Below are 13,331 nucleotides of genomic sequence, written 5' to 3' on the forward strand. Positions count from 1 at the left end.
GGGTAGCAATCGACTGTGTATTCAACCTGTCGAGACTCTGCTGCGCGTCATGTGTATGAGGGCCGATCGGCCGTTTCCCAAAGAAGGTCGCTCCTCAATGGCATAAGGCACAAACCCGAGCCTGGGGTAGAGCAGCAGCCCTGCCGTGTTTTCGTTGAAGCAGGAAATCTGCACCTCGCTGGCTCCGTAACGCTCGAATGCCAAGTCGGTCATCGTCTCTACGATAAACGTCGCCACTCCTTCGCCCCGAGCGCTCGGCGAGACGATGACATTGCCGATACAGCAAACGCCATTGCGTTGCGCTCGATAGAAATTGGCAAACCCAACGACAGTCCCATTGATCTCCACGACGGTAGAGTCGAAGCGTTGGGAGATCGCGGTAATCAACTGCGTTTCCGTTAGCGGGAAGTGCGCCTTCGGAAACATGAAAAACAACTCTTGAGCGTTCTGAGGAAAGCCGCAGATCATTTTAACGTCGCTAGCCTTCAGTGGCCTGTGGTTCAGTTTCATTGCTCGTCTCTAAGCTCCATGAATCAGTACTTTAGCTGAGTCCCAAGGCTGGCGCAGGGTGATGGAGAGCAATGGCATGTGCGCAAATGGCCGTTTTTTTGCCCATTGAGCGAAGCGGTCAGAAAGAAAATTTTGCAATAGCCACGCGGCACAAACCTTGGCTTCCCACACATCGCTCACCGGTTAAATCAATCAGTCTCTTTTAGCCGGTGCGATATGTGGTGGCACGGTAGAGGCCGCAAGGTCCCACGTCAGCAGTATCTGGGTAATGGCCGCATCAATGACCTTATGCTGAGTGTTATCCCGAGCAAGGATGGAAATACCCTGCAGGAAACTGTCGAACACCGTCGCCATCGCGGGCGCGTGAATATTGCCCGGCAACTGACCGGCACTGATACCCCGCTCAACGCACGCCAAAATCCCAGCGCGAGTGCGGGCGCGAGATCGGGTCAGGGCATCGACCACCCGCGCATTCTCCGGGCTGGGCGCGCTCATCACACCGAGGGCCACCATGCAGCCCTTCGGATGGCTGTCTTCACACTGCATGCGCGCCGACTGGCGCAGTGCGGTTTCAATGGCCTGGCGTGGCGGCAGGCTCTCGTCCCACAGGCATTCGGTTACCTGAGCGAAGGTCGCCAGGTAACGCTGCACACACTCATCAAACAACGCTTCCTTGGAACCGAACGCCGCGTAAAAACTAGGCGCGGAAATCCCGCCGCCCAGTCCTGCTTTCAATTGAGCGAGGGAGGTGGCGTCATAGCCGTGTTGCCAAAACAGGTGCAAGGCCTGTTCCACGGCGTGGTCGCGGTCGAAGGTGCGGGGGCGGCCCATTTGCGCCATTTCAAAGGCTCCTCTGGATGACGAGATAAATACTAATCGATACATAAGTCGTTGACAACGATCGCTGCCTACCCTCAACATTTGTATCGATCAGTATTTAAGTCTAAGTCCCCACTCAAGGAGTTTCCCGTGACACCCTCAATTACCTTATCGGCAGCGTCCGACCGCCTGCCCATCGGTGCCTTGCTCGCCCTTGCCATGACCGGCTTCATCTGCATAGTCACCGAAACCCTGCCCGCGGGACTGTTGCCTCTGGTGAGCGAAGGACTGGCAATTTCCCCCTCCATGGCCGGCCAGATGGTCACCGCCTATGCGCTGGGCTCGGTGCTGGCGGTCATCCCCATGACCATCGCTACCCGCGGCTGGCGCCGCCGTAACGTATTGCTGCTGACCATCGTTGGTTTCTTGTTGTTCAACTCCATCACCGCGCTGTCCTCCAACTATGGCGTGATCCTGGTGGCGCGCTTCTTCGCTGGCGTAGCAGCGGGGCTGGCCTGGAGCCTGCTGGCCGGTTACGCCCGGCGCATGGTCGCGCCCCATCAACAGGGCAAGGCGCTGGCGCTGGCCATGGTCGGCGCACCGATTGCGCTGTCCCTGGGCGTGCCCCTTGGCACCTGGCTGGGTGGCCTCGTGGGTTGGCGCACCACCTTCGGCATCATGTCGGCCCTGACCCTGGTGCTGATTGCCTGGGTCCTGTTGAAAGTCCCTGACTACCCACCCCAAGTCGCGCACCAACGCATGTCGCTGCGCACAGTGCTGACCACGCCGGGCGTGCGCCCCGTGCTGGCGGTGGTGATCAGTTGGATGCTGGCACACAACATTCTCTACACCTACATTGCACCGTTCGTGGCGCCGGCGGGGTTAGCGGATCGAGTGGATGTGGTGTTGTTGGTGTTTGGTATTGCGGCGTTGGTGGGGATTTGGGTGACTGCCAAATTGGTTGAGCCGTTGTTGCGCAGGACTGTATTGGTGAGCCTGGCGACGTTTGCGGTGGTTTCCTTGGTGTTTGGCTTTTTGGGTAGCGTGCCTGAGGTGATCTACCTCGGCGTGGCGGTTTGGGGGTTGAGCTTCGGCGGGGCGGCGACGTTGCTGCAAACAGCGCTGGCGGATGCGGCGGGAGATGGGGCGGATGTGGCGTTGTCGTTGAATGTGGTGGCTTGGAATAGTGCGATCGCGGGGAGTGGGGTGGTGGGTGGGGTGTTGCTGGATAGCTGGGGCGTCGCCTCTTTCCCGTGGGCAATGGTGGTCTTGGCGGGGGTGGGGTTTGCAATTGCCCGGAGAGCTCGGGCGCACGGCTTCAAATCCGGTCCGCGAGTGGCTGGCCAGTCTGCGGTTGTGGGACACTGAACCAAAGATTGAGCCGCTATCTGGGGAGCGCGGACTGCAAATCGAGAGCAGTTATTTATCGATTTCTGACATCTGTAGAGGGCCGCTTTCAACCCATAGAAGCCTGTTGCACCAGGTAGAAAACGGCAAAAAAAAACGGTCATTCAATAACGTTCAAGGTCCGGGTTTCTGTGCAGCTTTAGCGCGGCGCGTCCCCTGCACCACCGGGTTAGGGCTCACGTTAATAAGCTCAACCGGAACGGGTGAGTCACTGTAGACTTCTGGAAGAGCTTTCTTGCCTTTTTTATCTAGACGCGGGCGGTACTCAAGGGTCAACTTTTTGCCATTCCAGTACATGCGAACAATATCCGTCAAATTCATGCTTGCAGCAATTTTAAACTTCACCGGAAGAATAGAAGCCGCAGGAATAACAGAGACTTGTAGTAGCGGTTCGATTGCATTGAGAGGGTTATGCAAGGCGCAGTAGCGATTGTATGCGATTGCAGTAAGTCCAACTTTTTCGTTGGTCGTTTGTAGGATTACTCTATCCTCACATACGTAATCTTGGGCGTGTTTTACGAGACTTAAAATCAATGCAAGGCCAAACAGTGTCCATCCAAATTTTCGCACAAACGCTTCAAGCTTCTTGTACCTTCCTTCATTGTTTCGCGTGTCGTAATGATCAATGATCACCGCAGTCAGGTTAGCCACCAGACACAGCAGCGCTCCATACATGATCCATGCTGGGTAGCCATACAGAGTTAATACTCCGCGCTTGGTGGGAATCATAAAGTTGTCGGTGACCACTCCAAATGTTCCATAGATTAGGAAGGTGACTGGCAACGCAATATTTCGTAAGCGGACCTTTAAATGAACTGCGTTCGGGGTGTAAGCGGGTTCAGAAACAATTGCGTTTCCGTCATTGGGTGTGTGGGTAGGTTTCTCTGGAGTAGTCTGATTTGGCATGTTGTGATTGCTCATTGCTGACTCTCCGAACCCTAACATTGAGCTAAAGGAAGCTAATTGCTACGGCCTAGGGGTATTTCATATTCTTCAATGCAAGTGTTCAGCGTGCGAGTTCAGGATAGACAATTTGCGCAACATCTGTGCTCCATCAAGTCACAGGGTATTTTGAGTCACAGACTTCATCAGGGCTGAAAAGTGTCTGCTTTTGGCCGGTTTCTGTCTGTCGCGACAGGCTGAAAACGACCCAACATAGCCGTTCGCTAACGACTGCAACTGGTCGGTTTTTGCCTGTCGCGAAGGGCAGCGTGCGACCCATGACGGTCAGTCCAGACAGGCAAAAAGCGGCCATGGCTGCCGTCGTCAATAACAATGGCAAATTAGTGGCTATGCTTGGTCGGGTACCTGTACGCGTTGGAGGGGAACACCATCCAGCAGGCTCGTGAAAACGTGATCACCTCGCTTGAGGCGTCATCACAATTTGCCCTTTTGCCACTGAGTCGTCACTAATATGAACAAAAAAGAAGCTAAAGCCAAAGTAAAAGATCTGCTCTCGTCAGGAGTACCTAGATCGGAAGTATTCGCTCAGCTATCAGGCCAAGGGGTCAAGGACCGCCTGCTTGCCAGCTTGATCGCTACAACTGCTGACCCCTACCTCTGCAATATACATGACCGCAAGGTTAATGCCGTTATTACACTAATGTTTATCCAGGCTGTACTCGGTCTTCTAATCGGCTTTAGTATAGGTTCAACTATTGGACCTAACGCTAGATGGGTAATTGGCGGTTTGTGCGCACTTGTCCCGCTCTTGTTTGCCTGGGGGTTCTACAATCATCTGGCAGGAGCTTGCAATGCGTACATTGTTCTATATGCGGGTTCGGCAGCGGGGCAAGTGGAAGCGGTGACTTCAGGTTCCATATCAATGTTTGTCGGCTCGGTTATAGGCATCGTAATGTTTGCTTTCGTATGCTACGTTCGCCAGAAGATATTTCCAGATTGGGCTTTTTTCACACCGAGAAAAGTCAAGGGGCGATATGTGTTTTCTAACTGAAGAAACCATTAAGGATAATTCGATTTAATTATGCGAACTAAATAATGGGGTTCTTGAGTAAAGGTGCGAGGGCAGATCTGCTTTTCACGTTGACCTGAGCAGTGATGGTCCAGACTCGCTGCGGGAAAAATGAGGAATTGAAATGCAATGGCCGAAAGGAGGAATTGAGCAGATCAGGTTGACCTTCGGCGTCCTCGGAGTGGTCATGTTGATTCTGCTAATTTTTGTCGATTCCTATGGCTACCGTGGAGCCGAAATTGAGTTCATTCGTGGCAGGGCAGGGCAGGGCAGTTCATTTCAGCGGTAGTAAAGTGCCCGTAATCACAGTTCGAGATTCGGAGTCAGGTCGATATAAGCAGCTTGATTTTCGATTAACACGGGCGCCTGGATTGTTCAGGGAGGCAAAAGGTAAAGAGATTGAGTTGTCTTTCATAAATGGCAGCTTGCTGGACTGCAGTGTCGACGGCGTGAAACTTTGCTCTGCTCAATGTTCTTCAGGAGGTGAGTGTGAAGAGTTATATGAGTCCAGGGAAAGTAGCAGCACTCGTGATCACTTATTTATGTGTTTCTCATTTTTTGCATTTGCTCATCTGATACTCATGTGGAAAAAATGGAAGCTCAGGAACGGCCACTGATTCGTCAATGGATCTCGATGGCAGGCCAAGATTCCTGGCTTAATAGCTGCAATTGAATATCGTGACTATTATTTTTTTGGTTATAGAGCCAACAGGAGCCGCTCAGTGACCCCTCTCACAAAACGTAGAGTTTTACTCACAATAATGGCGTTGTTTGTAATGGTTCCGCCGACAGCCTTTGCTGCATTATTCGGTGTTATGGGGCTGATGGTTTCAATCGGGACTTTGTCACAAGGCGATTTCTCGGCTTGGATGACACTCCCAATGGTAGTGTTCGGCTGGCTTGGGGTTTATTCGGGGTGGCGCATCTACTTTGGACTACTGTGGTCGCGTCCCAGATTCAGAAGCAAGGTCAGGCTGATGGTCGGCTTGTTGTGCGGAATGTTTGCAGCTGCGGTCATGATTTTCGGTGTCCATCCGCTTAGTTTCAGTATCGCTTTATTTGCGCCCAGCATCATCGCTGCAGCTATTCTGGCCGTGCTGATGTGGAGCAGCCCTGCTGAAAACCAATGATTAAAAGTGTCAACCTAACGTGCCATGCACTGAAGATTGAGCCGCCCTTAATTTCGTGACATACCGAATGTCCGCAACTGGCTGATTTCTGCCGATCATGGTTACAAAGCGTGCTGGTCAAATCCGATGCAATCGGTGGTCAGAACGAATGCAAATGACTGGTCAGGTCGAATGCAAGCGGGTGATCAAGTAGAGTGCAATTTCGCAGCTGAATATCGGATTAGTGTTGTGGGGACTTGTAAGGGGTGATGATGGGGCTCAACAAACCAGTGCAGGACCTGAAGCGCGATCTGCAGGGTGTCGCCTCTGATCTGAAGTGGTCGGCCGTGGAGTTAGTTCGGATTGCCGAGCGGCTAAGCCACGCAGGTAATGGACCAGACGCTGAGGCGCTTCGAAGGATGATCACAATCTTCCAGCAAGGTGAGAATCGGTTAGATGGCTGGATTAAAGAAATCGGTGCAGGTCAGGTAGTCCGGCCGGCGAAGGCAGACCACTGCCAATGATCGCGGAAGGGATTGGCAGGAGGTTGTCATGGCACTTAACAAACCCAATCAAGAGTTACGCCGCGACTTGAAAGCCGCTGCATTTTCCCTCGAAGAAGCTGCCCTGGAAATGTTCAGGCTTGCAAAACAGCGCGGGGATACAGAGCTTCTGGAGGCAATGGAGATGATCGAAAAGCTGCATGAGCAAGCTGATCGGCTGACTGCTTACACAGATGAGGTGAAGGCGGGAAGGATTGTCCGGAAGGCTGAATAGCCATGCGTCTGGCGGGCGTATTCGCGCTAGATCTGAAATACAAGCAATGCCCTGTAAACGGTTACTCAATGAAGAAGAAGCTGACGGACAGTAAAGCAGCAGTGACTGCTGCTGAAATTGAGCGTTCTATCCAAGCCCTGAACAAAATGGCTGAACGCCTATGGGGGGATGGCCGGGAAGCCGAGGCGAAAGCTCTCCTCGATGCCTTGGACGCATTAAACCGGGCGCTTGATCGGATCAGGATTGGAGAGAGTCGCAGGGTTCTCCATTGAACGGCACAAACTAGCTGGCGGGTTATGAAGGCGAGAAAAAGTGTGCGGGGGAAGGCGGAGTAGGCGCGTGGTATGACGGCGAGATGTTGTAGCGGCTTGGCGGTCGTACCGATGTAACTCAAATGCCCGGTCCAGAGCCGGGCTTCTCGTATCTGCCCCTGTCATGCCTTCGTCACACCTACCAAGCACAATGCAGTCAGCCAAAGGGATTTGGCCCATCTACAGGAAGCCCGGCTAATGTGCCGGGCTTTTTCGTTTCTGCGACATGCTTTTCACCAATCGCTCACATGGTGGAGCGCAGATTAACCCTGCTCCTTTGAAGAATTCCCATTTGGCCCGCCCGCATGCGGGCCATTTTTTTGGTCGCTGCCACGATTTCTACAAGAACTGGAGAAGCGACCATGTCAGATGACTGCGAAATTGCACTCCACTTGACCACCCGCTTGCATTCGACCTGACCAGTCATTTGCATTCGTTCTGACCACCGATTGCATCGGATTTGACCAGCACGCTTTGTAACCATGATCGGCAGAGAACGGCCGATTGTGTTGAAAAAGTCGACCCGGCCTGGCTCCCCATACATTGAGCGGTGAAAACGTCTTTTTTGCACGCTGCTACGTCAAATCTGAGTCCTGAACCTTCTGCGCAAAACGCGGAATTCAATCTCAGACGCGTACTTTTTGCCGTGGAAACCGAAGCCGACTTTTTCAACAGAATCGGTCAGAAGCGGACGGTGAAAACAAGCAGAGAACGGTCGGGAGCGGAGGGTCACTCCAGAAAAAACAAGATGGTTCCCTTTGACGGTCGGAGGAGGGCTGAGCCGAGTTTATTGGGATAGTTTGGCAATCACCTTGATCTCGAAGTCGAAGCCGGACAACCAGGTCACGCCGATAGCGGTCGCTGTCGGGTAGGGAGCTTCGCCCCAGTACTCGGCCGCTACTTCCCAGATAGTTTCGAATTTCGAGTCGGGATCGACCATGAAGATGGTCGTGTCGACCACATCCTCGAAACTACTGCCGGCCTCGGCCAGGATCGCGTTGAGGTTGGCGAAGGCCAGGCGAACCTGTGCCGCGAGGTCCGGCTCGGCCGAGCCATCCTTGCGGCTGCCGACCTGACCGGATACGAACAGAAAACCGTTGGAGCGAATCGCCGGTGAGTAGCGGTGGAGCTCGTACAGTGCATGGCGGTCAGGCGGGAAAACGACATCACGTTTGCAGGTCATTGCATACCTCCTTCGGGGCCATCGCGGCCCGCTGTTTACGGTGGAGCCAGTGTAAAAAGACGAGCGACCTGAATAAACGCGCAACTCTGGTCATGACTGTTTGTAGAATCCAAACTATCCAGACCCGAGTGAGGCGTGAAATGGACCGTTTCGATGCAATGCAGGCCTTTGCCCGAGTGGTGGAAACCGGCAGCTTCACCAAGGCGGCAGCCACCCTGCACATGAGCAAGACCACCGTGACGCAGCTCGTTCAGCAACTGGAAGCGAGGCTGCGTGTGCGCTTGCTCAACCGCACCACACGCAAGGTCAACGTCACCGCCGATGGCGCGGTCTACTACGAGCGCGTCATCCGGCTACTGGTCGATATGGACGACGCCGAGACCAGCCTGTCCAGCGCGTCGATGACACCGCGCGGGCGGCTGCGGGTGGATGTGCCCAGCCCGCTGGCGCGAATGCTGCTGATACCAGCCTTGCCGGGGTTCTTTGCACGCTACCCGGAAATCCAGCTGACCGTGGGCGTGAGCGATCGCATTGTCGACATCATTGGCGAAAACGTCGACTGCGTGGTGCGCGGCGGCGAGATCATCGATCAGTCCCTGATGGCAAGGCATGTGGGCGATCTGAACATCGGCATTTATGCCGCGCCCGGCTATCTGCAGCGCTTCGGTACGCCGGCGCACCCCCGTGAGCTGGAGGAGGGCAGGCACAGTACCGTTGGCTTCCTCTGGTTTCGTACAGGCAAATCCTTGCCCTACGCGATGCAGCGGGGTGAGGAACGCATCGAGGCCCAGGGCCGCCCGCAACTGACGGTCGACGACGGCAATGCGTACCTCGCCGCCGGCCTGGCTGGTCTGGGCATGCTTTGGCTACCGCAGTACATGGCCAAACCGCACTTGGTCAGCGGCGAGCTGCTGCCGCTGTTTGAGGACTGGCACATGGCGCCAATGCCGATGTATCTGGCATTCCCGCCGAATCGCCATGTCAGCGCCAAGGTGCGGGTATTTATCGACTGGGTAATAGAATTGATGGCCGAGCATGCGCCGGTGGTTAAGTGAAACAGGTGTAAACCCATTTCAGGACTAGACACTCTAAACGTCCGCTTTTGGCCGATTTCTGCCTGTCGCGAAGGGCAGAAAACGACCCATAGCCGTCGTTGGCCGATCACCTCAGTGCTTCGTTATTCTCCATCCGTATCGTTCGAATTGAACCCTTGGGAGCCTTCGATTATTTCGTAGTCGTGAAACGGTACGCCTGTTCTTGCAGGCTCGTTTTGATTAATGCGGCCAATTGTTGGGTGGCTGGTGTTGGGTCGTCGCCATTGCTGTGAAGCACATAGCCGAGGCTTGCCACGGGGGGGAAGCCAGAAACTACGGTGAGATGGCTCGGCAGCCCGATGCGGGTTCGCAGCGTCAGGCCCAATCCGGCGGCGACGGCCGCCCAGATACCACCGATGCTGGGGCTGGTCAGGGCGATCCGCCAAGGTATTTGCGCGGCATCCAGCGCCTGGGTGGCGGCGTTGCGCAATACGCAAGGCGCGTCGAACATGATCAATGGCAACGGTGAGTCATCAAGGGCCATCAGCAATGGCGTACCGCGGGCCCCGATCCAGTGCATCTGTGTTTCGCCCAGACGCGTAGCATAGGGCGACATGTGCCCGGTGTCCCAAGTCAAGGCCAGGTCCAGATCGGCGCTTTCGACCAGAGCAAGCAGTTCGGCGTTACGGGCGATCCTGACTTCGAGATTCACCTTCGGGTAAGTCTGGACAAAGCGTCGCAGGATATCGCTCAGGAAATGTTCCCCAAAGTCCTCTTGAAGCCCGAGGCGTATGGTCCCGGCGGTTTGGCTTTCATGCAGGGTCTGGAAAATGCTGTCGTTCAGCTCCAGCAACCGGCGGGCATGGCTGAGCAGTGTTTCTCCCGTGGGGGTCAAGACCAGTCCGCGACCGGATTTAGCCAGTACCGGCGCACCGACCTGCTCCTCGAGTTTCTTCAATTGAGCGCTTACGGCAGAGGTTGACCGACCGAGACGATTCGCTGCTTTGGCAAAACTGTTGAACTCCACGCCGGTGACGAAGGTGCGCAATACGTCTAGATCGAAGGTTGGGCGGCGCATTTAATAGTCCACTGATTCGGGATGATTGGTGCTATTAAATCTGATATTTGGAATTATCGCGATTTGATAGTTTTCTCCCGTCAATTGGGACATCAGGGGGGGGAAACATCATGAGTGCATCGATGGTCACGGGGCGAGAACACCAGAGCAACTACCTGCAGAAGTTCACCGAGCTGACCGACAACGTATTGTTTGGAGACATGTGGACGCGTACGCAATTGAAGCCCCGTGAACGCAGTCTGGCGACGGTGGCCGCGCTGGTGGCGATGTACCGTCTGGAGCAACTGCCATTTCATTTGCAACGTGCTTTGGATAACGGCTTGAGTGTCGACGAACTGGCCGAAGTCATCACCCACCTGGCGTTTTATTCCGGTTGGCCGACGGCTGCCTCGGCACTGAATCTGCTCAGAGAACTACAGACTTGCCTTCCAAAACTTCAGGAGTAATTTTTGATGCCGTTTGCACGAGTTTCACTGCACCGCGGGAAGTCGGTAGAGTATTTACAGGCATTGTCTGAGGGATTGCACGACGCCTTGGTCGAGAGCTTCGAAGTGCCGAAGACTGATCGCTTCCAGGCCATTCATCAACATGAGAGCGGCGAGCTGATATTTGATCCCCACTACTTGGGCGGGCCGCGTAGCCATGACTTTGTGCTAATCGCGATTACAGCAGGCCGTCCTCGAAGTGTTGAGACCAAACAACGTTTTTACCGCGACCTGGTCGAGAAATTGGGGCGGGCGACGGGACTGAACGCGGAGGATGTCATGGTGGTGATCACCACTACGGCCGGCGATGACTGGTCGTTTGGAGGAGGGCGGGGCAACTAGCCTTCGGGTTTGTACAGCGCCTGTATCCCATAAGCGCGGGCCGTCTGTGTCTATCGGTACCATCGCCAGATTGATACGGTCTGCATTTATTGTATTTCGATGAGGCAACCATGGATCTTACTGCAATCCCGTTCGGTACCACCGATTGGTCAACGATAGAGCCGGTGGCGCATGCCGGTCAGACAGGCACAGCCTATTGGCGTACCTGCCTGTTTGGTTCAACGCGTGTGCGGATGGTCGAGTACAGCCCTGGATATTTGGCCGATCATTGGTGCTGGAGGGGGCACATTCTGTTGTGCCTGGAGGGTCAGTTGCATACTGAACTGGAAGATGGTCGTCAGTTCTCACTGTCGCCGGGCATGAGTTATCAGGTGGGCAATAATGCTGAGGGACATCGATCATTCACCACCACCGGGGCGAAGTTGTTCATTGTGGATTAGTCGTGGGGGCGGACCTGCATAACGCGCCCACCCAATTCGTTTGTGGCCAATGCGGCCACAATTATGGGGTCCGAAGTATACGTGTGCGAATGACTGCTTCTGGCCGATTCTGTTGAAAAAGTCGGCCATGGTTTGCGTATCAGAAAAGTACGCGTCCGAGGTTGAAATCTTTACTTTTGGCAGAGTCTTCCAGACTCGGATTTCACGTGGCAGCGTGCAAAAAAGACGTTATCACCAGTCAATGATCAGGCAGTTTGGGCAGAGCGACTTTTTCAACAGAATTGGCCGTTCTCTGCCGGTCGCGAAAGGCAGAAAACGACCCACGGCGGACAGTCCGAACACTAGAGTCAGGTGTCGGATTGATGAGCCGCCCAGTGTTTCATCTCTTCTGCAATGAAGTGGTTCACCAGGTCACTGTACATCTTCTCGATTGCATCCGGGCTCAGGCCCTCGGCCTCGGCCCACTCGCGTCGTGTCGCCAACATGGCCTTGAAACGCTCCGGAGCACGCACCGAAGTCGCTGAGGTCTTGTACTTCGAGGCCGCCAGTACGTAGTGAAAACGCTTGCCCAACAGTTTGATAACAACCTGATCAAGGGCATCGATTTCGCGTCGGATATCCTCCATGCCTGCACACTCTTCGGGCTGCAACTGATTGATGACGTCCATGTAGTTGACTCCGTTTGCTGAAAGTTCGTGGGCCTCTGGAAGAAGTATCGGCGCGCTGTCTTCCACGAGCGATACAGCCTGAATACCATAAAATCCGCTGCCTTATCGATTGACGTGGTTTAAAGAGTTCGCCGATCTGCCTTAGCCAAAAAAACACGCAGTCTGGTGAGCCTCCTTGCTCACAAAATCGCGCATGGCGAAATTTTGATACTACACGTCGAGTTGGGGGGAGCGACGAAGTGCTGACGACGATTATTGTTTTCGCACAAAAGCAGGAAACAATAATCATGCTGCCGTTGATCAAAAGAATAGACAGTCACGTTCATTTTTATACATCGCAAGACTTGCGCCGAGTGGCCGGTTCGCTGCCCTATGCATTACCTGAGCCGCATCCGCTGACGGCTTATCTGGATACATTGATCGATGCCGGAATTGCTCCGACGCTCCTCAATAATGTCCATTTAAGTATTCTGCCGGATTCAGAAAACGTATTTGCTTCATTTGACGAACTCAAGCATCTCCAGGCGTCCAACCCTCTGCGCTATGGGGACGTCAGACTGGTGGGGACGATCAAGGCAGAACCGGCTTACGCCACACTGGAGCGTCTCTCGCACCCGCAGGTGGTTGGCGCCCGGATCGTTCTGCACGATGCACGGCCGGAAACGGTTTCCGATACGCAATTCAGCGATGGGCAGTGGTCGGCGTTTTATGGCCGCTTGTTACCGCGCCAGCATCTGCACATTTACGCGAAAGAAGCCGAGACGAATCTGCGTGTATTGCGCCAGATCCCTCGCGATGTGCGGGTCATCATCGATCACCTGGGCACTTGTCACAGCGAGCGCGACATCACTGAGCCGGCTTACATCGCGCTGCTCACCGAAGCCAGAGAACGGGGCAACGTGTGGTTCAAGGGCCCTGGGTATCGCACCTCTGTTCACCCCGAGGAAACCGCTCGTTTCGTGACGCAAATTGTTTGCGCAGTCGGTGCGGACAAGATTCTTCTGGAAGCAACGGATGCACCTCATGTTGGAACTGACAACAAGGGAGTTCCGTATTCCAACCTTTTCAATCCGGGCACGGCTTTCAACTTTGTCGATGCCGTTGCGCTGCATGTTTCCAAAGAAACCCGAATTCCGGTTGGCCAACTTCTGCGAGGAGCATCTGGCCAATGGGTAAGTTGATCTACGCCCACGCTC

General features: G+C 54.5%; 17 protein-coding genes. 11 read left to right on the forward strand and 6 right to left on the reverse strand.

Features of this window, described 5'->3' with window-relative positions; all coding sequences use genetic code 11:
* Positions 1 to 21: 21 nt before the first annotated feature.
* Both KW849_RS29395 and KW849_RS29400 read right to left on the reverse strand, forming a co-directional pair.
* The gene (locus tag KW849_RS29395) at positions 22 to 510 is read right to left on the reverse strand and encodes a GNAT family N-acetyltransferase (protein WP_218433226.1); all 489 of its coding nucleotides are present in this window, start codon (positions 508 to 510) and stop codon (positions 22 to 24) included.
* 192 nt (positions 511 to 702) lie between these two features.
* Positions 703 to 1,350: a TetR/AcrR family transcriptional regulator gene (locus tag KW849_RS29400; RefSeq protein ID WP_218433228.1), complete on the reverse strand. Its 648-nt coding sequence runs from the start codon at positions 1,348 to 1,350 to the stop codon at positions 703 to 705.
* Positions 1,351 to 1,479: 129 nt separating this feature from the next.
* Here KW849_RS29400 and KW849_RS29405 point away from each other — a divergent pair, with 129 nt between their 5' ends.
* Positions 1,480 to 2,697, forward strand: a complete 1,218-nt coding sequence (locus tag KW849_RS29405) for an MFS transporter (RefSeq protein WP_218433230.1) — start codon at positions 1,480 to 1,482, stop codon at positions 2,695 to 2,697.
* Between the two features lie 153 nt (positions 2,698 to 2,850).
* Here the strand turns inward: KW849_RS29405 and KW849_RS29410 are convergent, their stop codons facing one another.
* Positions 2,851 to 3,657: a hypothetical protein gene (locus KW849_RS29410; RefSeq protein ID WP_218433240.1), complete on the reverse strand. Its 807-nt coding sequence runs from the start codon at positions 3,655 to 3,657 to the stop codon at positions 2,851 to 2,853.
* A 493-nt stretch (positions 3,658 to 4,150) separates the two neighbouring features.
* Between KW849_RS29410 and KW849_RS29415 the strand changes: the two genes are divergently transcribed.
* From KW849_RS29415 to KW849_RS29430, 5 genes are all read left to right on the forward strand, one after another.
* Entirely contained in the window at positions 4,151 to 4,690 is a 540-nt protein-coding gene (locus KW849_RS29415) for a hypothetical protein (protein ID WP_218433242.1), read from the forward strand.
* Between the two features lie 740 nt (positions 4,691 to 5,430).
* A complete protein-coding gene (locus tag KW849_RS29420) occupies positions 5,431 to 5,838 on the forward strand; it encodes a hypothetical protein (protein WP_218433244.1) in 408 nt (135 codons plus the stop codon).
* Between the two features lie 251 nt (positions 5,839 to 6,089).
* Positions 6,090 to 6,341 (forward strand): hypothetical protein, encoded by a 252-nt coding sequence (locus KW849_RS31605; protein WP_043302427.1) that lies wholly within the window; start codon positions 6,090 to 6,092, stop codon positions 6,339 to 6,341.
* Positions 6,342 to 6,369: 28 nt separating this feature from the next.
* Positions 6,370 to 6,594 (forward strand): hypothetical protein, encoded by a 225-nt coding sequence (locus tag KW849_RS29425; RefSeq protein ID WP_218433246.1) that lies wholly within the window; start codon positions 6,370 to 6,372, stop codon positions 6,592 to 6,594.
* A gap of 68 nt (positions 6,595 to 6,662) precedes the next feature.
* Positions 6,663 to 6,866, forward strand: a complete 204-nt coding sequence (locus KW849_RS29430) for a hypothetical protein (RefSeq protein WP_043302433.1) — start codon at positions 6,663 to 6,665, stop codon at positions 6,864 to 6,866.
* Positions 6,867 to 7,692: 826 nt separating this feature from the next.
* Here KW849_RS29430 and KW849_RS29435 read toward each other — a convergent pair.
* Positions 7,693 to 8,088 (reverse strand): RidA family protein, encoded by a 396-nt coding sequence (locus KW849_RS29435; protein WP_218433248.1) that lies wholly within the window; start codon positions 8,086 to 8,088, stop codon positions 7,693 to 7,695.
* Positions 8,089 to 8,228: 140 nt separating this feature from the next.
* Between KW849_RS29435 and KW849_RS29440 the strand changes: the two genes are divergently transcribed.
* On the forward strand, positions 8,229 to 9,143 hold the full coding sequence (locus tag KW849_RS29440; protein WP_150753504.1) for a LysR family transcriptional regulator: 915 nt from the start codon (positions 8,229 to 8,231) through the stop codon (positions 9,141 to 9,143).
* A gap of 169 nt (positions 9,144 to 9,312) precedes the next feature.
* Here KW849_RS29440 and KW849_RS29445 read toward each other — a convergent pair whose 3' ends face one another.
* A complete protein-coding gene (locus KW849_RS29445; protein WP_218433250.1) occupies positions 9,313 to 10,200 on the reverse strand; it encodes a LysR substrate-binding domain-containing protein in 888 nt (295 codons plus the stop codon).
* 110 nt (positions 10,201 to 10,310) lie between these two features.
* On the opposite strand from KW849_RS29445, the gene KW849_RS29450 reads away from it, so the two are divergent.
* The 3 genes from KW849_RS29450 (at position 10,311) to KW849_RS29460 (ending at position 11,467) form a co-directional block, all read left to right on the forward strand.
* Positions 10,311 to 10,646 carry a carboxymuconolactone decarboxylase family protein gene (locus KW849_RS29450; protein WP_218433252.1) on the forward strand — a complete coding sequence of 112 codons (336 nt, stop codon included), beginning with the start codon at positions 10,311 to 10,313 and terminating at the stop codon, positions 10,644 to 10,646.
* 6 nt (positions 10,647 to 10,652) lie between these two features.
* Positions 10,653 to 11,027 (forward strand): tautomerase family protein, encoded by a 375-nt coding sequence (locus KW849_RS29455; RefSeq protein WP_218433255.1) that lies wholly within the window; start codon positions 10,653 to 10,655, stop codon positions 11,025 to 11,027.
* Between the two features lie 110 nt (positions 11,028 to 11,137).
* On the forward strand, positions 11,138 to 11,467 hold the full coding sequence (locus KW849_RS29460; RefSeq protein ID WP_218433257.1) for a DHCW motif cupin fold protein: 330 nt from the start codon (positions 11,138 to 11,140) through the stop codon (positions 11,465 to 11,467).
* A 347-nt stretch (positions 11,468 to 11,814) separates the two neighbouring features.
* On the opposite strand, the gene KW849_RS29465 is transcribed toward KW849_RS29460, so the two are convergent.
* Positions 11,815 to 12,135 carry an isochorismate lyase gene (locus KW849_RS29465; RefSeq protein WP_108219545.1) on the reverse strand — a complete coding sequence of 107 codons (321 nt, stop codon included), beginning with the start codon at positions 12,133 to 12,135 and terminating at the stop codon, positions 11,815 to 11,817.
* A gap of 239 nt (positions 12,136 to 12,374) precedes the next feature.
* On the opposite strand from KW849_RS29465, the gene KW849_RS29470 reads away from it, so the two are divergent.
* Positions 12,375 to 13,316 (forward strand): amidohydrolase family protein, encoded by a 942-nt coding sequence (locus KW849_RS29470; protein ID WP_371319193.1) that lies wholly within the window; start codon positions 12,375 to 12,377, stop codon positions 13,314 to 13,316.
* The last annotated feature ends 15 nt before the right edge of the window (positions 13,317 to 13,331 follow it).

It is taken from the genome of Pseudomonas sp. PDM26, assembly GCF_019219185.1.
GTDB lineage: Bacteria > Pseudomonadota > Gammaproteobacteria > Pseudomonadales > Pseudomonadaceae > Aquipseudomonas.